This is a genomic window from Aeromonas sp. 11P, assembly GCF_051920165.1.
In the GTDB taxonomy this organism is placed as follows: Bacteria; Pseudomonadota; Gammaproteobacteria; order Enterobacterales; family Aeromonadaceae; genus Aeromonas; species Aeromonas veronii.
Genome location: NZ_JBQBDJ010000004.1, coordinates 1,171,228 through 1,191,867, shown reverse-complemented (window position 1 = coordinate 1,191,867; position 20,640 = coordinate 1,171,228). Strand labels below are relative to the sequence as shown.

Genomic DNA, 20,640 nt, shown 5'->3' with positions numbered 1-20,640 from the left:
TTATCCTCTGGTCACAGGGGTCAGCCCCTGACGTTGGGCGTATGCATGGGCAAAGTGGAGTAAATCGGGGTCGTCGAGCGGTGTCTCCGGTGCCTGATAGGGCAGATCCAGCAGGGCATATTTGCCCATCCCCAGGGTGTGATAGGGGAGGAAATGGATCTCCTGCACCGTGCCGAGGCTGGCGGCGGTGTCGGTGATGGCGCTGATCGATGCGCGGTCGGCATTGAAGCCGGGAATGAGCGGCACCCGGATCTGCATCGGCACGCCGTGCTCGGCGAGGCGCTTGAGGTTCGTGATGGGCAGCTCCACCTTGCCGCGGGTCCAGTGGAAGAAACGTTCTTTATCCACGTGTTTGAGATCCGCCAGCACCAGATCCAGTGAGGGGAGGCTTTGCTCAATCTGGTGCCAGGGCACATGCAGGCAGCTCTCGACCGCTGTGTGCAGCCCTTCTGCCTTGCAGCGGGCCAGCAAAGTGGCGGCAAAGCCGGGCTGCATAAAAGGCTCGCCACCGGAGAGGGTGACGCCACCGCCGCTGCGCTCGAAGAAGGGGCGATCCCGCAGTATTGTGTCCATCAGGGTGTCCAGGCTCTCCTCCCGACCGCACACCTGCAGGGCTTCGCTGGGGCAGAGGCCGCGCAGCCGTTCCATATCATCGGCCTTGAGGTCAGAACGGCTGAGCTGGATGCCCTCGCTGTCACGCAAGATTGCCGGACAGGTCTGGCTGCAGAGCTGGCATCCCTCGATGCACTGGCGCCGGTCGAGTAGTATGTCCGGCTTGGGAGAGCGGCTTTCCGGGTTTTGACACCAGCGACAGGCCAGCGAGCACCCCTTGAGAAACACCAGGGTGCGAATGCCGGGGCCATCGTGAGTTGAATATCGTTGCAGGTCGAAAATCATACCGCCTCCTTTTGTATTTGCATTCTATTTGCTTTCATTCGAAAGTTGATTTGATTTCGATCAAGCTATTTGCAGATGTTTTATCGCTAGAATGGCGACATATTGAACATCCCGTTAAGGAGTTAGAGATGGAGCTGTATCTCGATACCGCCGATGTGGCGGCAGTGCGTCGCTGGTCACGGATCCTGCCGTTGGCCGGTGTCACCACCAATCCTTCCATTACCGCCGCCGGGGGATTGCCGCTCTGTGAGCTGCTGCCCGCCCTGCGCGACGTGCTGGGCCCCAAGGCGCGCCTGTTTGCCCAGGTGATGGCCAAAACCGAAACCGAGATGGTGCGCGAGGCATTTGCCCTGCGTGAACTGGACCCGGATCTGGTGATCAAGATCCCGGTGTGCGCAGAGGGGCTGGCTGCCATCAAGAGCCTGACTGCCAACGGTGTGCCGACGCTGGGCACCGCTGTCTATACCCCGCTGCAGGGCTGGCTGGCGGCGGTGGCGGGGGCGGAATATGTCGCGCCCTACGTTAACCGGTTGGATGCTCAGGGCGGCGACGGCATCGCCACCGTGCAGGAGCTGCAACAGCTGCTTGAGCTGCACGCACCGAACAGCAAGGTGCTGGCGGCGTCATTCCGTACCCCGCGCCAAGCGCTCGACTGCCTGCTGGCCGGTTGCCAATCGATTACCTTGCCGCTCGATGTGGCGGAGCAGCTGCTGAACGTGCCGGCGGTGGATGCGGCGCTGGTGAAGTTTGATCAGGATTGGCAGCGCGCTTTCGGTCGCTGATCCCGGTGGCAAGCTGATTGCCGTGATTGAGGGGGGAGGGTGAAGAAGCGCGGGTGATGGGATTGACCGACTAGACTTGAAACAGGTGGCTACATTCGCTGGCCGTCTTGCAGTCTAACGGAGGTATCCCATGAGCGACCATCTGCTACTCCCCCATGGTGAAGATTTGCGTCGTGCGGTACTTTGGCTCAGCGAGCACCACCTGCACGATATCGCCGCCATTGAAGAGGCCAGCCTGCGTTTTGATCTCTCGCCGCTGGATGAGGAGTTTCTGATCCGGCACTGGCTCGACAGCCAGCGCCAATCATGAAGATCCGAGGTGAGGGATTAGAAGAAGTTGGCGAGGTTGATGCCAAACTCTTTGGGGTCGACCGTGTTTTCGATGCTCTCCTGCACCCCTGACTTGGCCAGATCCAGCCACTGTACCTCGAGGTAGTGACGCTGGGTGGCGTGATAGATCACCTTGACTACCGGCTTGAGCGGCTGCTGCTCGTTGCGCTGCATCACGATAGCCAGGCGCTGGTTTGAGAGCTGTACCAGGGTTCCCACCGGATAGACTCCCATGCACTTGATGAACTTGGTGACCAGTTCAGCATCGAAGTGCTGATTGATCCCCTTGAGCAGAATGCGGAAGGCCTGGGTCGGCTGCATACCTGCTTTGTAGACCCGATCCGCGGTGATGGCATCATAGACATCGACGATGCCGCTCATCCGGGTATAGAGAGAGAGCTGCTCCCCCTTGAGTCGCTGCGGGTAGCCGGAGCCATCGAGCCGCTCGTGGTGGTTGGCGGCCACCTCCAGCATGGTGGGGGTGATGCCCGGGGTATTGCTGAGGATCTCGTAACTGTGCACCACATGCTGACGCATGATGGCGAACTCCTCATCGGTCAGCTTGCCCGGTTTGTGGAGCACCTCGTCCGGGGTCATGATCTTGCCCACGTCGTGCAGCAGGCCACCCAGGGTCAGCTCCTTGAGCACGCTGCGCTCCAGTCCCAGATAGCGACCGAAGTTGGCCAGCAGAATGGCCACGTTCATGGAGTGCTCCATCAGGTAGGCATCCTTGGCGCGAATACGGGCCAGACAGAGCATGGCATCGCCGTGGGTGAACATGGTGTCGACCATCTCTTCGGCTACTTCGGCCAGCGGAGTGATGTCGATGGGCTCACCCGCTTTGAGGTGGCGAATGAACTTGCCTTGCAGCTCGCGCGCTTCCTGATAGAGGCGGCGGATTTTAAGCTCCCGTCCTTCGCCGTTGGCACTGGCACGGCGCCCTACCTGGGCGCTGTTGGCATTGAGGTCGGGGGAGGTAACGGCGTCACTTTCGGCACTGCCCAGCTTGCTGCGGGCCAGATCGATGCGTACCGTGAGTACCCCCTGGCGCACCAGATTGGCAATTTGCGCCACGCTGGTCACCATGCCCATTTGGGCGATCTCCATCCCACCTGTCTGGCTGGCGATAGCAATGACATACATGCCGGGTTTCAGCTGGTTGACGGGAATGACGGGATAGGATGCTTGAGACTTCATGAATGCTTCCTGACTCTTATTATTATGAGTATCGTTCGGGTGGGTCACTCCGGAGAAGTGTAACATCGGATGACCAGTTCGTCATAATTGGCAACCCCTTAACAGTGGCGTTGTCGCCCCCGCCCGATATAATGACGCCCCTTTACTTGTTGGACTCCGAGGTTGTGAATGCGGCTTGATAAATTTCTGTGCGATTGTTCCGATTTGACCCGCTCGCTGGCAGGCAAACTGATCCGTCAGGGCGAGGTCATGGTGGATGGCATTGTGGTCAAGCAGCCCGCCTTTCATATCAATGAGCAGAGCCAGATCGAGTTTGACGGCGTGCTGCTGACGCTGGAGCAGCGCAACCGCTATTTCATGCTGCACAAGCCGGAAGGGTATGTCTGCTCCAACGAGGATCCGGATCACCCGACAGTCTTCTTCTTGATGGATGAACCGGCGATGGGCAAGCTGCATGTAGTGGGGCGCCTCGACCTCGATACCACGGGGCTGGTGCTGGTGACCGATGACGGTCAGTGGTCCCACCGCATCACTTCGCCGCGTCACGAGTGTGCCAAGACCTATCACGTCTGGCTGGCCGATCCGGTGAGCTCGGATGCGATCGCGCTGTTCGCCGAAGGGGTCTACCTGCGTAACGAGACCGATAAAACCCGTCCTGCCCAGCTGGAAATTCTCGGCGAGTGCGAGGCCCGACTGACCATTCACGAAGGCAAGTACCATCAGGTCAAGCGGATGTTTGCCTCCATCGGCAACAAGGTCGTTGGCTTGCATCGCGAGCGGGTGGGCGGTCTGACGCTGGATGACGAGCTGGCACCCGGTGAATACCGCGAGCTGACCGCTGAGGAGATTGCCCTGTTCTGATCTGGGATGTTGCCGGGTGTCAGTGAGTGCTGAAACCCAGCACTAGCGCGGTGCCCAAGGTGGCAATCAGTGCCCCCGCCCAGGCGGCAATGGATGGCCGCTCCCCCGAGTGCCACCACAACAGCGGCAGCAGCAGTACCGGCGTGGTAGAGGAGAGAATGGCCACCATGCCCACCTCGCCCTGCCGCAGCGCCATCAGAATCAGCGTCATCCCCAGCCCCATCGCCAGAAAACCGTTGGTGGCAATCATGGCGAGGATATGGCGATTGACCGGTTTGAGCGGCATGGCCAGCGGCAAGCGCCCAAGCCGAAGGACGCAATGGGCCAGCAGGGCACTGCCCATCCGGATACCCGATGCACTCACCGCATCCACCTCACCACTCATCATCACCGGCTTGGCGATGATGGCTCCCACGCTCTGACACAGTGCCGCCGTCAGGCCAAGGCCAATTCCCAGCGCCAGATTGCCACGGATCTGCTCCCACTCGTTGCTGCTACTGCGTCTGCCAAACAGGATCGCCAGCATTACGCCGGCAAAGACCAGCATGGCCCCCAGCAGTCGCCAGCCTGTCAGCTGTTCATTAAAGAGCCAGAGCCCAAGCAGGGCGGAAAACAGCGCATGGCAGGAGAAGAGCAGGGCACTGCGTCTTGGCCCCAGCCGGTTCATGCAGGCAAACAGCGCCGTATCGCCCACGAAGATGCCGACCAGCCCCGAGATGGCGAGCAGGGGCAGGGCGCTTGCGGTGAGGGTTTGCCAGCCACCGGTGAGCAGACTCATGGTGCCGAGCATCAGGCTGACCAGAAACATGCGCCAGCGGCTGTAGGCAAATGCGCCGAGATGACGGGCCGGTTTGACCGAAATTAGCGCTGCAACTGCCCATAAACTGGCCGACGCGAGGGCCAGCCACTCATAACCCATAAAAACTCCTGAAAAAATTAACCCGAAAGACTCCATCTCCCAGGCAAGCCCGATACAATACGGGGCGTTTTCGGGGATAACAAGAGCGGCATCAGGCATTCATCAGGCGCGCCGTCGGCCTTCCCCTCCTGCAGTGGTGTTATTCGAGGTTTTGTCATGAGGTATGGTTTTTTCCCCAAGCTGGCGCAACGCTGGCTCTCCCCGCTATTGCTTGCCGTGCTGGCTGGGCCCCTGGCCCATGCAACCACCGTTGAGCAGCAGCCTCAGCTTGCAGATCGGCAAACCCTGGTCAAGGGCAACGGTGCCGAGCCGGAGTCGCTGGATCCTGCGCTGGTGCGCTCCGGTTTTCCGGGGGAGGCCGTGCTGGTCGATCTGTTTGAAGGGCTGGTCAGCGAAGATGGTCAGGGGCATATCGTTCCTGCTCAGGCCCAGCGCTGGGAGGTGAGTGACGATGGGCTGGAGTGGCGATTCTTCCTGCGACCCCAACTGAAATGGTCCAATGGCGAGCCGCTGGTGGCCGCTGATTTCGTCTATGCATGGCGCCGTCTGCTCGATCCGGCCATCAACTCCCCTTCTGCCGGATTGCTGCTGGCCACGGGGATCAACAATGCGCAATCCATCTATGCCGGTGCGCTGGAGCTCGGCAATCTGGGCATTGAAGCGCAAAGCGATCAGATCCTGAAAATCACCCTGGAACGGCCGGCTCCCTATTTCCTGCAGCTCATCAGTCAGCGCCCCTTTGTGCCAGTCAACCAGAAGGCGATAGCCCGGTTTGGCAAGCAGTGGACCGAGCCCGGCAAGCTGGTGAGCAATGGTGCTTATCGGCTGGCAAGCTGGACGCCGAACGAGCAGATCGAAGCCGAGCGCAATATCCACTACTGGGATGACCTTCACACCCGTATCGGACGGGTCACCTATCTGCCTATCACCTCGCAACATGCCGAACGGCTGCGCTATGAGGCTGGTGAAATCCAGCTCACCAACAAGGTCTCCCTCGGTTATTACCAGAAGATGAAGCGCGAATCTCCGGAGCGGCTCTGGGGCTTGCCGCTGTTTGGCACCTATCTCTATGCGTTCAATTTGAAGCGCCCCGAACTGCAGGATGTGCGGGTGCGTCAGGCGCTCTCCATGGCGGTTGATCGACAGTTGCTCATTGAATCGGTGAGCGGGCAGGATGAACAGGCGGCATGGTCGCTGTTGCCGGAGATGCCGGGTTACCCCCGGGTGATATTGCCTGTGGCGCTTGAAGATATGCCGACCCGCCAGGCCAAAGCGACAGCCCTGCTGTCAGCGGCCGGGTATAACAGTGCCAATCCACTCAAGCTGAGCATTACCTACAACAGCGCAGAAACCCACAAGCAGATGGCGATGGCCATTGCTGCCATGTGGCAGAAGCTGGGGGTACAGGTCACCCTCAACAGTCTGGAGTGGGGTGCCTATCAGGTGGCCAAGGATAGCGGTGATTTTCAGGTGGCCAGAAGCTTCCTGTTTGGCGATTACGTGGAGCCGTCTGCCATGCTGGGCAGCTTCCGTTGTCAGGATCTGCGCAACGAGAGCGGCTACTGCAATCCCGACTTTGATCTGTTGCTGGAGCAGGCTGCCAATACGCTGGACAGCGCGAGCCAGGTTGAACTCTACCGGCATGCCGAACAGTTGCTGCTTGAGGAGGCGCCGATCCTCCCCGTGTATCATTACAATCAGATGAGACTGGTCGATCCCACCCTGCGGGGACTGCCCAGCCAGAATTTGAAAGGGACGATTGCCACCAAGGATCTCTATTTCAGCCCGCAGTGAGGAGCATTTCATGAAACTTGCCATCATTTCCGACATCCACGGCAGCATCATTGCGCTGGAGCGGGTGCTGACCCAACTTGAGCCCTGGCAGCCGGATCACTATCTGCTGCTCGGCGATCTGCTCAACCATGGCCCGCGCAATCCTCTGCCGGAAGGGTATAACCCGGCCGCCGTGGCCGATCGGCTCAACGAGTTGGCTCCGCAAATCATCGCGGTGCGGGGCAATTGTGATTCCGAAGTAGATCAGATGCTGTTGCGCTTTCCCATCACCGCCCCCTACAACCAGTTGCTGATCGACGAGCGGCGCTGGTTTGTTAGCCACGGCCATCTTTATCGATCAGACGAGGTTCAGCTCCCGCCAGGCAGTCTGTTCCTGAGCGGTCACACCCATGTACCAGTGCTGGAGTGGCAGGGAGAACGGATCTTGATGAACCCGGGGTCAATCTGTTTCCCGCGCGGTGAGCTGCCGGCCAGTTACGGGTGCTATGAGGACGGGGTACTGCGCGTCAATGCGTGTGAGGACGGGCGAGAGTTGTTGCGACTGGTGCTTTAAAACGAACAGCAAAAATGCAAGGCCTGATAAGAGATGTCAGGCCTTGATACCGTAGGAGCGGGTGCCAGAGCGAGTGTTGCCCTTGGCGTCATAGGTCAGGCTGTTGCGATCGCGCAGCTGACTCAGAAAGGTTGCCAGACGACGGTTTGATACGATGCTCAATTCAAGCAAGCGACCGTTGATATCATTTTGTGCCTGGCAAGCATCCAGTTTTGCACGAAGTTGCGCCATCTCATCGGGATAGGCTGCCAGCTGCAGTGCCAGTTCCGGCATTTCTGCCAGTGTCTTGTCCAGAGTTTCTATCGCAGCAAGCAACTGCTGTTTGCGCTCGGTCAGTGCGGGCAGGGCCAGTGCCTGATGTTGTTCGAGCAAGCTGAACTCCTCTTCCAGAATGCCTTGCATCTGGCTGAGGTAATCATCTTGGGTGTGCAGTAACGAAGGTAAATCCATCATCCCAGAACTTTGTCCAGATTGGCCTCGAAACTGAACATCTTCTTGGCCACAGCGTCGCTGTTAACCTGATATTCGCCACTCGCGACGGCTTTTTTCAGCCGTTCGACCTTGCTCTCATTGCCGGTCGAGGCGGTATTGAGGTTTTGTTGCATCTTTTGCAATTGTTGCGCCTCACTGGTCAAGGAGACGGAGTCCAGCTTGACAGTAGCCGCTTTGTTTTCGGGCGATGAGGTGACTGACTTGCTGCCTGTCCCCTGGCTATTAGCGGTATTTTGCAACCGATTATTCGCCAAATTGTTGATATTGTTGATGGCCATTTTAGTTACCTTCGTCTGCTTTAAGGTTTGCTTACCTGTTTATCGGTGCGACAGATCAAAACTTTAGAAAAAAGTTGTCAAGGATCCGGATTTAAAAAGTGACCGATACGGCACCTACCGCACTGACTTTACCCTCAACGGTTTTGCCGGAGCGAATATTGACGAGTTTGATGATCTCTCCGAAGCTGCCATCTTGCAAGGCTCGGGCCATGGTTTTGATCTGGAAGTTGCTGTTTTCTGCCGTCAGGGTGACCTGATCCCCTTTGCACACGACACAAACCTGGCTCAAACGGATGGGTTGCCCAGGTTTTAGCTCCCGCTTGCTGCGTACTCCGACAAGAGGGGCTGTGTCAGTCAGGTAGTCGCCGCGGATCAGGGTCTGATCCTGATAGGCCAACACCAGCTGGCTTTCACTCAGCAGGTCCCCCTTGGCGATGGGGTTGGTCACAGTGACATAGGGCTTTTGAATGCTGACCCGCACCGGGAGATAGACGTCCCAGGGCCTCTCTTCCTCACATTTAAGGTAAACTGTTGTATTACGGCGAATTTCCATTTTTGCTGGTAAGCTGATAGTGAGCAGATCTTCGCAGCGGGTCAGTGGGAGCCGTTTATCCAGCGTGGCTGAAGTGACCTCGGCTCTGGCATCCAACGGAATATCCAGCTGGCTGTAAACGAACTCTTGTGCCTTTTCTTGCAGATAAGTAGTGACGTCCGAGGCGTAGCTGGAAGATATGCTGCCAAAAAAGAGGCTGATGAGTAAAAGTCGGTTAATCATTTTCGCTCGTTGGTCGATAAGTTGTTCACGCATATCACCATATTTAACTATGATTGCTTCAGAATCTGTTCGTTGTCACATCGATAGTCTGACGCAATCCATCACGCATGCATGATTAATGCCAAGCGTTTTTAGGGAGTGTTTATGGCCAGTATCCTGGACTCGGTCAACCAACGTACCCAGCTAGTGGGGCAAAACCGGCTGGAGTTGTTGTTGTTTCGTCTCAATGGACGTCAAAGATTTGGCATCAACGTATTCAAAGTGCGTGAAGTGTTGCAGTGTCCCCCCTTGACCGTGATGCCCAAATTGAACTCCTGCATCCGCGGGGTCGCACATATTCGTGGCCAGACTATCTCGGTCATCGACCTCAGCATGGCGGTTGGTAAACGCCCGATTGATGATCTGAGCAAATGCTTCATTATCATCTCCGAGTACAACCGTTCTATTCAGGGATTTCTGGTGCATTCGGTCGAGCGCATCATCAATATGAACTGGGAATCCATCCTGCCTCCGCCCAAAGGTGCGGGTCGCATCAACTACATGACAGCCGTGACTGAAGTCGACGGCGAGTTGGTCGAAATTCTTGATGTTGAGCGGATATTGAACGAAATTTCTCCGGTTGCAACGGATGTGAGTGAGGAGTTGGTTCAGGCCAGTGTCGACCACCCGACTCTGGGGCGTCCTGTTCTTGTTGCGGATGACTCCTCAGTGGCACGCAAACAGGTACAACGTGCGCTTGAGGCTATCGGTGTCGAGTGCGTGTTGGCTAAAGATGGTCGCGAAGCATTGAACATGCTGCTGGAAATGACCAAAAATGGTCCTATCAAGGATCAGGTTGCGCTGGTTATTTCGGATATCGAAATGCCGGAAATGGATGGCTATACCTTCACTGCCGAGATCCGGAATAATCCCAATCTCAAGGATTTGCATGTTATTCTGCATACCTCGCTCAGTGGAGTATTCAACCAGGCAATGGTGCAGAAAGTTGGTGCGAACAATTTTATCGCCAAGTTCCAGCCTGATGAATTGGCCAAGGCCGTACAAAACGCACTCTAATAAAGAAGAACAGCTGCATGAAGACACTTTCGGACGACTTATACAAACAGTTCAGCAACTTTCTGGCGGTACAGAGCGGAATTGTGCTGGGGGATAACAAACAGTATCTGGTGAAGAGCCGTCTTTCACCTTTGATGGCTCAGTTTGGCATCGAGAGTCTGTCTGATCTGGTTACCCGTGCAATGAGTGTGCGAGAGCGTGACCTGAAAATGGCCGTGGTGGATGCCATGACAACCAACGAGACCCTCTGGTTTCGTGATACCTATCCGTTTCAGCTTCTTACCGACAAGATTTTCCCCGAGCTGGGGAAAAGTGGCCGCCCCATCAAGATCTGGTCAGCCGCATCCTCGTCAGGCCAGGAGCCCTATTCCATTGCAATGACGGCACTGGAGCAGCAGATGAAAAAGCCGGGTACCTTGCCTGGTGGCGTGCAAATTGTCGGGACGGATATTTCGACGACCATGCTCAATCAGTGTAAGGAAGGCGTTTACGATAGCCTTGCTCTGGCACGCGGTTTGTCACCGGAGCGCAAGAAGATGTTTTTTGAGCCTTACGGTGAAAACAAGATGCGGGTCGCTGAGCGAGTCAGAAAATTGACCACCTTCCGGCCACTCAACTTGTTGGAGAGTTATAGTTTGCTCGGCAAGTTTGACATTATCTTTTGCCGTAACGTGCTCATCTATTTTGCGCCGGAAGTGAAGTCGAAGATCCTCAACCAGTTTGCTGCCAGTCTCAACCCCGGTGGGTATCTGATGCTGGGCGCGTCGGAGTCACTGGCCGGGTTGACCGATCGGTTTGAGATGATCCGCTGCAATCCGGGGATTGTCTACAAGGTCAAATAGGCCTGATGGCCTTGATATTCGGGGTCTGCCGAATATTGCCAGTTCATGCAAAGAGGGAAGCTACGAGCTTCCCTCTTTCTTTATCTACAGCTCAGTCTTTCTATTTACCTACCATATCTCGCCACTGCAAAAGTGGTTGAAGCCTTAAGGTTGCCAAATGATGCCGTCTGACTCAATGCGCGAGATGCTCCTGCCGTTTTCGGTCTGAAATGTGCTCATACCCAAACCATCGATCTTAGTTATTTGCTTATGGCACACCTCTTGCAAACAAAATAAACCAAGCAGGAGGTGTGCTATGGCTCTTTCATTTGACAAGGCATTCGGTGTGCATCAACACACCATAAGCGTTCGCGCCAAGCGTGCTGAGGTGCTTTCCAGCAATATTGCTAACGCAGATACCCCGGGCTTTAAAGCCAGGGATATCAATTTTGCTCAGGCATTGCAGGAGGCCCAGTCGCATCAGGGTTTTGGTTTGGCAACGACCAGCGAAAAGCACTTTGCCTTGAATATGGACGCTCCGGGTACCGTGCAATATCGCAACCCGCTGCAACCGGATACCGGTGACGGCAATACGGTCGATGTACAGCAGGAGCGCAGCGAATTTCTGCGTAATAGCCTCGAGTATCAAACCTCCCTTGAATTTATGAATAGCAAGATCAGTGGCCTGCTAAAGGCCCTGAAAGGAGAGCAGTGATGAGTTTGTTCAAGGTCTTTGACATAGCAGGCTCGGCTATGAGCGCGCAGTCAGTGCGCCTTAACACGGTTGCCAGCAACATGGCCAACGCGGACAGCATCAGCTCCAGTGTGGAAAATACTTACCACGCCAGGCGGCCAGTCTTTGCCGCCCAGCTCGATCAGGCGATGTCTGACAAGCAGGGGTCAGTCGGGGTTGAGGTGAAGGGGATTGTCGAGAGCAAGGCGCCACTGCTCAAGGAGTACAACCCCAACCACCCGATGGCGGACAAAGACGGTTTTATCTTCAAACCAAACGTCAACATGGTTGAAGAGATGGCCGACATGATCAACGCCTCGCGCAGCTACCAGACCAACGTACAGGTTGCAGATTCGGCCAAGAAGATGCTGCAGCAGACGCTCCAGCTTGGCAAGTCCTGATAGGAGGGATGCAGCATGGTCGATACAACCAATAATGTGAACGGCATCAGCCGTACCACGACCCAGACGACAGGCACCACTACAACGCCGAAGAAAGAGCTGGATCAAGCTTCTTTTCTGAAGCTGCTGACCATGCAGCTGTCGTATCAGGATCCTTTCAAGCCTGTTGATAACGCCCAGATGCTCTCCCAGATGACATCCATGTCGACCTCGGAGGGGATCAACAGCTTGTCCACCCAGATGGGCAATCTTAATACTCTGATGACATCTAGTCAGGCGCTGCAAGCCTCCGCACTGGTCGGACAAAATGTGCTGCTCCCTAGCAATATCGGTTATTTGGAGAAAGAGGGGTCCATCTCCGGGGTAGTAGCTGTCGGTGTCGAGAACAAGTATTCGAATGTGAAAATCACGGTGGAAGATGAAAAGGGCCAGGTGATCAAGGAGTTTCCTCTGGAAGGTGATTTGCGCGGCAATGTTGAATTTGCTTGGGATGGTAAAGACAAGAGTGGCAATCCGGCCAAGCCTGGAAAATACGTGATTAAAGCTAACGGCACCATGGATGGAAAGTCGGAGAGCATCTCGGCCCTGACCTATGGCAAGGTTGATAGTGTAGTCCTGGGGAACGGAACCAGCCCGACTCAACTCAATCTTAGAGGTCTAGGCACTACAACGCTTAACAGTATCCTGCAAATTTCAGGATCTAATCAGAACAAACCAACAACTCAGTCAACAACCACGTCGACAGCATCGATCTAAGGAGCTGGATATGTCATTTAACAATGCCTTGAGCGGTGTCAACGCGGCACAAAAAGACTTGAACGTCACCGCCAACAACATTGCCAACGTTAATACCATGGGCTTTAAAGAGTCCCGAGCCGAGTTTGCGGATGTTTACGCCAACTCCATCTTTGTCAACGCCAAGACCCAGGTCGGTAATGGTGTGGCGACTGGCGCGGTTGCCCAGCAGTTCCATCAGGGGGCGCTGCAATTTACCAATAACGCGCTGGACTTGGCGATTCAGGGGAATGGCTTCTTTGTGACCTCCGATGGCCTGACCAACCTGGATCGCACCTATACTCGTGCCGGTGCCTTCAAGCTCAATGAAAACAGTTATATGGTCAACAATCAGGGCCATTATCTGCAAGGCTATGAGGTGAACGTTGATGGAACGCCAAAAGCGGTGAGCATAAACGCAACCAAGCCTATCCAGATCCCTGATCGGGCTGGGGAGCCGAAGCAAACAACCAAGATTGAAGCCAGCTTCAATCTGAAGTCTGATTCAACCCCGTTGGCTGCAGGTAACACTGCTGCAGACGCCTCCATTTTTGATCCGATCAATAATCCTAAAAGCTATGCCTCATCTACATCTGTCACTATTTATGATTCATTGGGTTCTCCTCATGTGATCACACAATATTTTGTCAAGGAAGCTGACCCAGCTGATGTGACAAAGCCTGCCAACCCTACCGCTTGGCGTATGTACATGTATGAGGGGGATAAACCCATTGATGTTGCTGGGGGGGTTCCAACAACTATGGCGGCTGGTGTGACTCCTGTTCCACCGCTTGCCGCACGCATCACCTTTGGTGCAGATGGCAAGATGGTGACGCCAACAACACCAGCAACTATCAAGACAGAGCAATTGGGCGCAGCTCCCCCGGCAGGTGCTGGCATTATCACCAACGGTGCTGATCCAACTCAGGAAGTTGAGATTCAACTCGGCACTGTGACTCAGTATTCTTCTCCATTTGAAGTCAACAAGTTGACTCAGGATGGCTCTACTGTTGGCCGTTTGACCAAGGTGGAAATCACGCCAGACGGGATTGTCTCTGCTACCTATAGCAATGCCACCACACTCAAGGTTGCCATGGTGGCCATGGCAAAATTTGCCAACTCACAAGGATTGACTCAGGTTGGCGATACCTCCTGGCGACAGTCCCTGCTCTCTGGCGATGCCTTGCCGGGGACGCCGAACTCGGGCACTTTCGGGACCATCAAATCATCGGCGCTGGAGCAGTCCAACGTGGATTTGACCTCGGAGCTGGTGGACCTGATCACTGCCCAGCGTAACTTCCAGGCCAACTCCCGTTCTCTGGAGGTCAACAGTTCGCTGCAGCAGACCATCTTGCAGATCCGTTAATCGCGCAATAAACGATAATGAGAGGGGGCTTGGCCCCCTCTCTGTTTCTGTCGCATTCCCATCCTCCTTACCCCCCATATTTCTGCTGTTGGCACTCTAATTGCATTTCTCCTGTCAGAGTCATCTGTTTGACGGAGAATTCCATGGATCACCTGCTTTATATCGCCATGTCCGGGGCCAAAGAGACCATGAACAGCCTGGCTGTTCGGGGCAACAACCTCGCCAATGCCAATACCACCGGCTTCAAGTCCGATTTCGAGCAGGCCAGAAGCATGCAGGCGTTCGGAGAGGGCTTGCCAAGCCGTGTGTTTGCCATGGCTGAGCGCCCAGGCCAGAACCTGCAGCATGGCATGCTGATGACCACCGGACGGGATCTGGACGTGGCGGTGGATGGCCCAGGCTGGATTGCCGTGCAGGATCCCAAGGGCGGCGAGGCCTATACCCGCATGGGGAATTTGCAGGTCAATGCGACCGGCAACTTGCAGACCTCGACAGGCCTGAATGTGGTGGATGACGGCGGTCAGCCAATCGTGTTGCCGATGCCGATGGAGAAACTCGAGATCAATCGGGATGGCACCATCAGCGGTCGTCCGGAGGGGGCGGCCGCCAACTTGCCGGAAGATTTTCAGCGGATCAAGCTGGTCAACCCGGCCGCCGATGCGGTGGAGAAGGGGCAAGATGGTCTGTTTCGCCGCAAGGATGGCCAGAATGAACCCGCCTCTGCCAATGTCGGTCTGATTGCCGGCTCCCTTGAGGGGAGCAACGTCAATGTGGTGGATGAGATGACCAACCTGATCCGGCTGCAACGCCAGTTCGAAACCCAGGTCAAAATCATGAAGACGGCCGAAGAGAATGATGAAGCTCAAACCCAACTGCTGCGAATCAGCTAATCAAGGAGTTACCTATGAATCCCGCACTCTGGATCAGCAAGACCGGGTTGGATGCACAGCAGACCAATATTTCGGTCACCTCGAACAACCTGGCGAACGCCAGCACCGTGGGCTTCAAAAAGTCACGGGCCATCTTTGAAGATCTGCTTTATCAAAACATCAATCAGCCCGGTGGCCGCTCCTCTGCCGATACCGAGCTTCCCTCCGGCTTGATGCTGGGGGCGGGTGCCAAGGTGGTGGCGACCCAGAAAAACCACAGCCAGGGTAACGTACAAACCACCGACAACTCGCTGGATCTGATGATCAGTGGTCGTGGTTATTTTGAAATTCAGCTGCCTGATGGCAGTGCAGCCTATACCCGAAACGGTCAGTTCACGCTCAACGATGAGGGGACCATAGTGACTCCGGGTAATGGTTACCCGCTGCAGCCGGAAATCCAGATCCCGGAAAACACCCAGAGCGTCACTGTGGGTGAAGATGGCCAGGTCTCGGTGCAGCTCAAAGGCGATGGCGCTTCTCAGGTCGTCGGTCAGATCAACATCTCCGACTTTGTCAACGCCAGCGGCTTGCAGCCTATGGGGGAGAACATGTTTGTCGAAACCCAATCCAGCGGTGCTGCCGCTCAGGGGACTGCCGGTGCCGATGGCTTGGGGGTGATCAAGCAGGGGATGCTGGAGACTTCCAACGTCAACGTGACCGAAGAGCTGGTAAACCTCATTCAGGCTCAGCGGGTCTACGAGATGAACTCCAAGGTGCTCTCCGCCGTGGACGGCATGATGTCCTTCCTGATCCAGCGTACCTAATTAGGAGGTGCATGATGAAAGCCGTATGGATACTGGGATTGTTGGTGCTGGGAGGGTGTAGCAGCACTCCCAATACGCCCAAGCCTGATGATCCCGAGTTTTCCCCCGTCTACGGGGAGTCGGAGCCGGTGTCGGTGCGGCCGACAGGGGCGATTTTCCAGCCGGATCAGGTCAATGGCATCTATTCGGATATCAAGGCGCACAAGGTAGGCGACATCATCACCATCGAGTTGTCGGAGTCGACCTCCGCCTCGAAAAAGGCCAATACCCAGAGTGGCAAGGACAATAAATTCAATCTGGATCCGGTCAAGCTGGGTGGCGTGCCGGTCACCGCCAGTCCCTATGATCTTTCGGCTTCCATTGGTCAGAACAGCGCGTTCAAGGGGCAGGCCAAAGCGGACCAGAGCAACAGCCTGCAGGGCAATATCTCGGTCAGCGTGGCCAAGGTGCTGCCCAACGGCAATCTGGTGGTGCGTGGCGAGAAGTGGATCATGCTCAATAATGGCAATGAATATATCCGGATCACCGGCCTTATTCGCCCGGAGGATGTGACGTCTGATAACAGCGTTTCGTCCCAGAAAGTGGCCAATGCCCGCATTTACTACGGTGGTACCGGCGATCTGGCCAATAGCCAGGAGCAAGGGTGGCTTACCAGCTTTTTCAATGGTCCCTGGTGGCCGCTCTAGGAGATGTTATGAAGTCACTCCGTCTTGTCACACTGCTCTGCTGTCTGCTGCCCTTGGGCGTGGCCAATGCAGCCCGGATCAAGGACATCAGCTCGGTTGAAGGGGTGCGTAACAACCAGCTGATTGGTTACGGTCTGGTGGTGGGGTTGCCCGGCACTGGCGAGAAGAACAACGCCTTCACCGAGCAGACCTTCCGCACCATGCTCAACAACTTTGGCATCAAGGTGCCGGATAACATCAAGCCCAAGATCAAGGATGTGGCGCCGGTGGCGATCCATGCCGACCTGCCCCCCTTCTCCAAGCCGGGCCAGACCATCGATGTGACGGTCTCTGCCATTGGCGAGGCCAAGAGCCTGCGGGGCGGCACTCTGCTGCAGAGCTTCCTAAAAGGGCTCGATGGCCGAGTCTATGCGGTTGCCCAGGGCAGTCTGGTGGTCGGTGGTCTGGGGGCCGAGGGGGCTGATGGCTCCAAGGTAGTGATCAATACCCCGACTGTCGGGCGGATTGCCAACGGTGCGACCGTGGAGCGGGAGGTGCCCAACTCCTTCAGTCAGGGTGACACTATCACCTTCAATCTTAACCGACCCGACTTTACTACGGCGCGCCGTCTGGCCGATGTGGTCAACGATCTGGTAGGGCCCAATACCGCTCAGGCGCTCGATGCTACCTCGGTCAAGGTCTATGCCCCGCGGGATCCGGGTCAGCGCGTCTCCTATCTCGCCACCATCGAGAACCTGGAGGTGGATCCGGCCAATGAGGCGGCCAAGATCATCGTTAACTCCCGCACTGGCACCATAGTGATCGGCAGTCAGGTCAAGCTCAAACCGGCGGCCATCAGCCACGGCGGGTTGACGGTGACCATCGCCGAAAACCAGCAGGTCTCCCAGCCCAACCCGCTGGCGGGAGGAGAGACGACGGTGACCAACAACTCGACCATCAATGTCCAGCAGGAGCCGGGGCGGATGTTCAAGTTTGATACCGGTGCGACCCTGGACGATCTGGTCCGGGCGGTCAATCAGGTCGGGGTCGCCCCCGGTGATTTGATGGCCATCCTTGAGGCGTTGCAGCAGGCAGGCGCCATCGAGGGGCAACTGGTCATATTGTAACAAGCGGCAAGTGGTTGCCACGGGTGGCAATGAGGTAAGCAAAATGGCGGAGTTTGACAGCAACAGCGGCATGAATCTCGGGATGGTACAGGACATCAAGAACCTGGATCGTCTGCGCCAGATGAGCCAAAGCAAAGAGGGACAGGCCGAAGCGCTCAAGAGTGCGTCACGCCAGTTCGAGTCAATCTTTACCCAGATGCTGTTTCAGAGCATGCGTCAGGCCAACGGGGTGTTGACTCAGGACAACCCGATGAACAGCAGCTATACCCAGTTCTATGAAGGGATGCTGGATGAGCAGCGGGTTGCCGACATGTCCAGCAAGGGAGGGCTGGGATTGGCTGACATGGTGGCCAAGCAGCTCTCTCCCGAGACCTTTACCCATCAGGATGGACGGGTGCTCAAGATGCCGCAGCGCACCGAACGGACCTACAAACCCTATCAGCCACCCACGGCGGCTGCCGATGATTTGATCGCGGCATCAAAAGTTGGCAAAGATTTTGCTGAAAAAGAGATGACCGAGGGGGTCAAGGAGAGTCACGCACTCACTATGCCCCGTCGACCGCACCGCAGCATTCCGCCCATGGGGCGTATGGCCAGCGAAGAGGGCAGTGCCACCGGTAGTGGGGGCAAAGAGTTCGATACACCGGAAGAGTTCGTTAATCGCCTGATGCCGCTGGCCAAGAAAGCGGCCGACAAGTTGGGGTTAAGCCCGGCGGTACTGGTCGCTCAGGCGGCACTGGAGAGCGGTTGGGGCAAGCGGGTGATCAAGGATGGCGAGGGGCAGGTGACCCATAACCTGTTTGGCATCAAGGCCGATCCGCGCTGGGAAGGGCCAAAGGCGGTGGTCAGCACGCTCGAGTATGAGCAAGGCGTTGCCTCCCGCCAGAAAGCGGCATTTCGCTCCTATGAGTCGTTTGAAGAGAGCTTCAACGACTACGTGGACTTCCTCACTTCCGGCTCTCGCTACAAGGGAGCCCTGGCGAAGGTGGATAGTCCCGATCGCTACTTCGAGGCGCTGCAACAGGCGGGTTATGCCACCGACCCGCACTACGCCAGAAAATTGAAACAGGTATTGCGCAGTGATGCCATTGCCCAATACAACGAGATGGAGCTGTAACGTATGGCAAGCGACCTGCTTGGGATTGGTTCATCGGGCGTGCTGGCACAGCAACGCCTGCTGCAGACCACCAGTAACAACATAGTTAACGTCAATAGCCAGGGCTATGTGCGTGAGCGTACGCTGGTGTATACCAATACCATCGGTCTGGGGACCGGTGACATCAAGACCGAGCGGGTAATCAACGACTATATGCAGGGGGAGGTGCGCCGTGATACCTCTGCCTATCATGCCTCCCTGACCCATTATGAACAGCTTGCTGGCGTTGACAGCTTGCTTGGGGATACCAGCAACAGCGTGGGGGCGGCCATCACCTCCTACTTCAAGTCATTTCACTCTGCCAATGAATCGCCTGCCGAGATCGGTGGGCGCAAGGTGGTGATGACGGAGTTGAGTGGCATGGTCAACCGTTTTCATACCCTCTCGGCGCAGCTCGACAAGCAGAGCGATACCCTCAACACCCGCATTGAAGATGAAACCAAGCAGGTTAACAGCCTACTCACCAGCATCAATGATCTTAATCAGGCCATCATCCGCACCCAGGGGTCACCCGAAGAGAACCTGATGCTGTTTGATCAGCGGGATGAGGCGATCCGCCAGCTGTCCGAGAAGATGGATATTCGCACCGTAGCCCAACCCAACGGCAGCATGCTGGTCAATATGAGCACCGGCCATTCGCTGATCCTCGATGGGGGCGTCGCCCAGTTCAAGGTGATTGCAGGAGATCCTGACTCCCGGGATCAGGAGCTGCAACTTACCCTGGGGGCGAACAAGGCAACCATCGACCACGATACGTTTGGTGGCGCCATGGGGGGGCTGTTCAAGGCGCGTACCGACCTTGAGCCTACCAAGCGCGAACTGGGGCAGCTGGCCGTGGCGATGGCCGATGCGATGAACCAGCAGAACCGCCTCGGGATGGATCTGGATAACGAGATTGGCGGCGATATCTTCACCCTGCCTACCAGCAAGGGCTTACCCTACGGCAATAACACGGGGACGGTCGGGGCGAATGTCAGCTTCGTGCCGGGCAAGGGGACATCAGTGACCCCGTTTGATTACGAAGTGCAATTTAGCAGCGCTACCGGTTATGAGGTGTTCTCGCTCGACAAGTCTGGCAATCGTACCTCTGTCAGCACGGGGACCATGCCGCCAGCGACCTTTGAGCTGCTCGGACACGGGATCTCGATCGATCTCACCGGTACGCCGGCTGCGGGTGACAAACTGTTGCTGCAACCGACCAAAAGTGCGGCGGCCGGTCTGGGTCAGCAGATCACCCGACCGGAAGATTTGGCCCTGGCCTCTCCGCTTAAAGCGGAAAAGACAACTAATAATGGCGGCGGGGCAGATATCAAACTGGGTGGCGTATTCAATACAGGTGCAGGGTCAGGTTTTGGTACCAATAGTCTGAGCCCGACAGCGCCTCAGGTTGTCAAGATTGACGCCAACGGTAACTATCAGGTGTTTCAAGCCGATGGCGCTACCCTGATTGGTACTGCCCCTGCGAGCAGCAAAGGGCAAAACCTGATGTCTGCGATCGTCAACCCTTTCCCCGCCGGAGCCGCAGTCTATGCCAACCCGAAACAGGCCCCCGGCTACGAGTTCAGCATCACCGGCATGGTGGATGCCGGTGACAGCTTCAAGCTCAGTTACAACAGCAATGGCTTTGCCGATAACAGCAATGGCTTGGTTCTGGCCGAGCTGCAAAACAAGGATCTGGTGCGCAAGAGCACCAATGGCGGGACGACCAACGACAAGATGACCTTCAATCAGGCCTATTCCGGGTTGGTGATGGAAGTGGGTAACAATACCAGTCAGGCAAAAACGCTGCTCAAGGCCAATGAGTCCAAGCTTATCCAGAGCACCGGCATCTTTGAAAGCGTGTCAGGGGTCAATCTGGAGGAGGAGGCGGCCAATCTGATCCGCTTCCAGCAATCCTATGCGGCATCGGCGCAAATCGTCAGCACGGCCAAAACCATTTTCGATACACTGCTCTCTTCCGTGAGGTAACG

23 protein-coding genes are annotated in these 20,640 nt (G+C 56.3%); 17 read left to right on the top strand and 6 right to left on the bottom strand.

What is annotated here, in order from left to right:
• Positions 1-897: a glycyl-radical enzyme activating protein gene (locus ACTG1P_RS05520; RefSeq protein WP_440000700.1), complete on the bottom strand. Its 897-nt coding sequence runs from the start codon at positions 895-897 to the stop codon at positions 1-3.
• Positions 898-1,025: 128 nt separating this feature from the next.
• On the opposite strand from ACTG1P_RS05520, the gene fsa reads away from it, so the two are divergent.
• Together fsa and ACTG1P_RS05510 are read left to right on the top strand one after the other, a co-directional pair.
• On the top strand, positions 1,026-1,679 hold the full coding sequence (gene fsa / locus ACTG1P_RS05515) for a fructose-6-phosphate aldolase (protein ID WP_201994331.1): 654 nt from the start codon (positions 1,026-1,028) through the stop codon (positions 1,677-1,679).
• 130 nt (positions 1,680-1,809) lie between these two features.
• Complete coding sequence (locus ACTG1P_RS05510; protein WP_184232293.1) at positions 1,810-1,989, top strand: hypothetical protein; 180 nt, start codon at positions 1,810-1,812, stop codon at positions 1,987-1,989.
• A gap of 17 nt (positions 1,990-2,006) precedes the next feature.
• Here ACTG1P_RS05510 and ACTG1P_RS05505 read toward each other — a convergent pair whose 3' ends face one another.
• Positions 2,007-3,206 (bottom strand): HD-GYP domain-containing protein, encoded by a 1,200-nt coding sequence (locus tag ACTG1P_RS05505; protein WP_440000699.1) that lies wholly within the window; start codon positions 3,204-3,206, stop codon positions 2,007-2,009.
• A gap of 168 nt (positions 3,207-3,374) precedes the next feature.
• Between ACTG1P_RS05505 and rsuA the strand changes: the two genes are divergently transcribed.
• On the top strand, positions 3,375-4,067 hold the full coding sequence (gene rsuA / locus ACTG1P_RS05500; RefSeq protein ID WP_440000698.1) for a 16S rRNA pseudouridine(516) synthase RsuA: 693 nt from the start codon (positions 3,375-3,377) through the stop codon (positions 4,065-4,067).
• Between the two features lie 19 nt (positions 4,068-4,086).
• Here rsuA and ACTG1P_RS05495 read toward each other — a convergent pair whose 3' ends face one another.
• Positions 4,087-4,986, bottom strand: a complete 900-nt coding sequence (locus ACTG1P_RS05495) for a DMT family transporter (RefSeq protein WP_019446127.1) — start codon at positions 4,984-4,986, stop codon at positions 4,087-4,089.
• Between the two features lie 156 nt (positions 4,987-5,142).
• On the opposite strand from ACTG1P_RS05495, the gene ACTG1P_RS05490 reads away from it, so the two are divergent.
• Positions 5,143-6,780, top strand: coding sequence for a peptide ABC transporter substrate-binding protein (locus ACTG1P_RS05490; RefSeq protein ID WP_440000697.1), 1,638 nt, complete (start codon positions 5,143-5,145; stop codon positions 6,778-6,780).
• 10 nt (positions 6,781-6,790) lie between these two features.
• The gene (gene yfcE, locus ACTG1P_RS05485; RefSeq protein WP_227273395.1) at positions 6,791-7,333 is read left to right on the top strand and encodes a phosphodiesterase; all 543 of its coding nucleotides are present in this window, start codon (positions 6,791-6,793) and stop codon (positions 7,331-7,333) included.
• A gap of 36 nt (positions 7,334-7,369) precedes the next feature.
• Here yfcE and ACTG1P_RS05480 read toward each other — a convergent pair whose 3' ends face one another.
• The 3 genes from ACTG1P_RS05480 to flgA form a co-directional block, all read right to left on the bottom strand.
• A complete protein-coding gene (locus ACTG1P_RS05480; protein ID WP_040066163.1) occupies positions 7,370-7,786 on the bottom strand; it encodes a flagella synthesis protein FlgN in 417 nt (138 codons plus the stop codon).
• Entirely contained in the window at positions 7,783-8,103 is a 321-nt protein-coding gene (gene flgM / locus ACTG1P_RS05475) for a flagellar biosynthesis anti-sigma factor FlgM (protein WP_005334177.1), read from the bottom strand. The genes ACTG1P_RS05480 and flgM overlap by 4 nt, the downstream gene beginning before the upstream one ends.
• A 91-nt stretch (positions 8,104-8,194) precedes the next feature.
• The gene (gene flgA, locus ACTG1P_RS05470; protein WP_076492058.1) at positions 8,195-8,878 is read right to left on the bottom strand and encodes a flagellar basal body P-ring formation chaperone FlgA; all 684 of its coding nucleotides are present in this window, start codon (positions 8,876-8,878) and stop codon (positions 8,195-8,197) included.
• A gap of 144 nt (positions 8,879-9,022) precedes the next feature.
• Between flgA and ACTG1P_RS05465 the strand changes: the two genes are divergently transcribed.
• From ACTG1P_RS05465 to ACTG1P_RS05410, 12 genes are all read left to right on the top strand, one after another.
• Entirely contained in the window at positions 9,023-9,934 is a 912-nt protein-coding gene (locus ACTG1P_RS05465; RefSeq protein WP_005334174.1) for a chemotaxis protein CheV, read from the top strand.
• A 17-nt stretch (positions 9,935-9,951) separates the two neighbouring features.
• Complete coding sequence (locus ACTG1P_RS05460) at positions 9,952-10,776, top strand: CheR family methyltransferase (RefSeq protein ID WP_069527135.1); 825 nt, start codon at positions 9,952-9,954, stop codon at positions 10,774-10,776.
• A 295-nt stretch (positions 10,777-11,071) separates the two neighbouring features.
• The gene (gene flgB, locus ACTG1P_RS05455; protein ID WP_005334169.1) at positions 11,072-11,470 is read left to right on the top strand and encodes a flagellar basal body rod protein FlgB; all 399 of its coding nucleotides are present in this window, start codon (positions 11,072-11,074) and stop codon (positions 11,468-11,470) included.
• Complete coding sequence (gene flgC / locus ACTG1P_RS05450; RefSeq protein ID WP_440000696.1) at positions 11,470-11,889, top strand: flagellar basal body rod protein FlgC; 420 nt, start codon at positions 11,470-11,472, stop codon at positions 11,887-11,889. The genes flgB and flgC overlap by 1 nt, the downstream gene beginning before the upstream one ends.
• A gap of 15 nt (positions 11,890-11,904) precedes the next feature.
• Positions 11,905-12,645, top strand: coding sequence for a flagellar hook assembly protein FlgD (locus ACTG1P_RS05445; RefSeq protein ID WP_069555275.1), 741 nt, complete (start codon positions 11,905-11,907; stop codon positions 12,643-12,645).
• A gap of 10 nt (positions 12,646-12,655) precedes the next feature.
• The gene (flgE, locus tag ACTG1P_RS05440) at positions 12,656-14,029 is read left to right on the top strand and encodes a flagellar hook protein FlgE (protein ID WP_440000695.1); all 1,374 of its coding nucleotides are present in this window, start codon (positions 12,656-12,658) and stop codon (positions 14,027-14,029) included.
• Positions 14,030-14,172: 143 nt separating this feature from the next.
• On the top strand, positions 14,173-14,919 hold the full coding sequence (gene flgF / locus ACTG1P_RS05435) for a flagellar basal-body rod protein FlgF (protein WP_005334159.1): 747 nt from the start codon (positions 14,173-14,175) through the stop codon (positions 14,917-14,919).
• Between the two features lie 14 nt (positions 14,920-14,933).
• Positions 14,934-15,722 (top strand): flagellar basal-body rod protein FlgG, encoded by a 789-nt coding sequence (gene flgG / locus ACTG1P_RS05430; protein WP_440000694.1) that lies wholly within the window; start codon positions 14,934-14,936, stop codon positions 15,720-15,722.
• 14 nt (positions 15,723-15,736) lie between these two features.
• Positions 15,737-16,408 (top strand): flagellar basal body L-ring protein FlgH, encoded by a 672-nt coding sequence (gene flgH, locus ACTG1P_RS05425; RefSeq protein ID WP_440002283.1) that lies wholly within the window; start codon positions 15,737-15,739, stop codon positions 16,406-16,408.
• Positions 16,409-16,416: 8 nt separating this feature from the next.
• On the top strand, positions 16,417-17,514 hold the full coding sequence (locus ACTG1P_RS05420) for a flagellar basal body P-ring protein FlgI (RefSeq protein WP_005350664.1): 1,098 nt from the start codon (positions 16,417-16,419) through the stop codon (positions 17,512-17,514).
• A gap of 43 nt (positions 17,515-17,557) precedes the next feature.
• Positions 17,558-18,631 carry a flagellar assembly peptidoglycan hydrolase FlgJ gene (gene flgJ, locus ACTG1P_RS05415; protein WP_335843090.1) on the top strand — a complete coding sequence of 358 codons (1,074 nt, stop codon included), beginning with the start codon at positions 17,558-17,560 and terminating at the stop codon, positions 18,629-18,631.
• 3 nt (positions 18,632-18,634) lie between these two features.
• Entirely contained in the window at positions 18,635-20,638 is a 2,004-nt protein-coding gene (locus ACTG1P_RS05410) for a FlgK family flagellar hook-associated protein (protein WP_440000693.1), read from the top strand.
• Positions 20,639-20,640 lie beyond the last annotated feature (2 nt).

Coding starts and splice junctions, on each gene's coding strand:
- flgH (WP_440002283.1), top strand. CDS start 15,737: ATGAAAGCCGTATGGATACTGGGATTGTTGGTGCTGGGAGGGTGTAGC.
- flgE (WP_440000695.1), top strand. CDS start 12,656: ATGTCATTTAACAATGCCTTGAGCGGTGTCAACGCGGCACAAAAAGAC.
- ACTG1P_RS05465 (WP_005334174.1), top strand. CDS start 9,023: ATGGCCAGTATCCTGGACTCGGTCAACCAACGTACCCAGCTAGTGGGG.
- yfcE (WP_227273395.1), top strand. CDS start 6,791: ATGAAACTTGCCATCATTTCCGACATCCACGGCAGCATCATTGCGCTG.
- ACTG1P_RS05420 (WP_005350664.1), top strand. CDS start 16,417: ATGAAGTCACTCCGTCTTGTCACACTGCTCTGCTGTCTGCTGCCCTTG.
- flgG (WP_440000694.1), top strand. CDS start 14,934: ATGAATCCCGCACTCTGGATCAGCAAGACCGGGTTGGATGCACAGCAG.
- flgM (WP_005334177.1), bottom strand. CDS start 8,103: ATGGCCATCAACAATATCAACAATTTGGCGAATAATCGGTTGCAAAAT.
- ACTG1P_RS05510 (WP_184232293.1), top strand. CDS start 1,810: ATGAGCGACCATCTGCTACTCCCCCATGGTGAAGATTTGCGTCGTGCG.
- flgJ (WP_335843090.1), top strand. CDS start 17,558: ATGGCGGAGTTTGACAGCAACAGCGGCATGAATCTCGGGATGGTACAG.
- ACTG1P_RS05410 (WP_440000693.1), top strand. CDS start 18,635: ATGGCAAGCGACCTGCTTGGGATTGGTTCATCGGGCGTGCTGGCACAG.
- flgC (WP_440000696.1), top strand. CDS start 11,470: ATGAGTTTGTTCAAGGTCTTTGACATAGCAGGCTCGGCTATGAGCGCG.
- ACTG1P_RS05445 (WP_069555275.1), top strand. CDS start 11,905: ATGGTCGATACAACCAATAATGTGAACGGCATCAGCCGTACCACGACC.
- ACTG1P_RS05520 (WP_440000700.1), bottom strand. CDS start 897: ATGATTTTCGACCTGCAACGATATTCAACTCACGATGGCCCCGGCATT.
- ACTG1P_RS05495 (WP_019446127.1), bottom strand. CDS start 4,986: ATGGGTTATGAGTGGCTGGCCCTCGCGTCGGCCAGTTTATGGGCAGTT.
- flgB (WP_005334169.1), top strand. CDS start 11,072: ATGGCTCTTTCATTTGACAAGGCATTCGGTGTGCATCAACACACCATA.
- rsuA (WP_440000698.1), top strand. CDS start 3,375: ATGCGGCTTGATAAATTTCTGTGCGATTGTTCCGATTTGACCCGCTCG.
- ACTG1P_RS05490 (WP_440000697.1), top strand. CDS start 5,143: ATGAGGTATGGTTTTTTCCCCAAGCTGGCGCAACGCTGGCTCTCCCCG.
- flgF (WP_005334159.1), top strand. CDS start 14,173: ATGGATCACCTGCTTTATATCGCCATGTCCGGGGCCAAAGAGACCATG.
- ACTG1P_RS05480 (WP_040066163.1), bottom strand. CDS start 7,786: ATGATGGATTTACCTTCGTTACTGCACACCCAAGATGATTACCTCAGC.
- ACTG1P_RS05505 (WP_440000699.1), bottom strand. CDS start 3,206: ATGAAGTCTCAAGCATCCTATCCCGTCATTCCCGTCAACCAGCTGAAA.
- ACTG1P_RS05460 (WP_069527135.1), top strand. CDS start 9,952: ATGAAGACACTTTCGGACGACTTATACAAACAGTTCAGCAACTTTCTG.
- fsa (WP_201994331.1), top strand. CDS start 1,026: ATGGAGCTGTATCTCGATACCGCCGATGTGGCGGCAGTGCGTCGCTGG.
- flgA (WP_076492058.1), bottom strand. CDS start 8,878: ATGATTAACCGACTTTTACTCATCAGCCTCTTTTTTGGCAGCATATCT.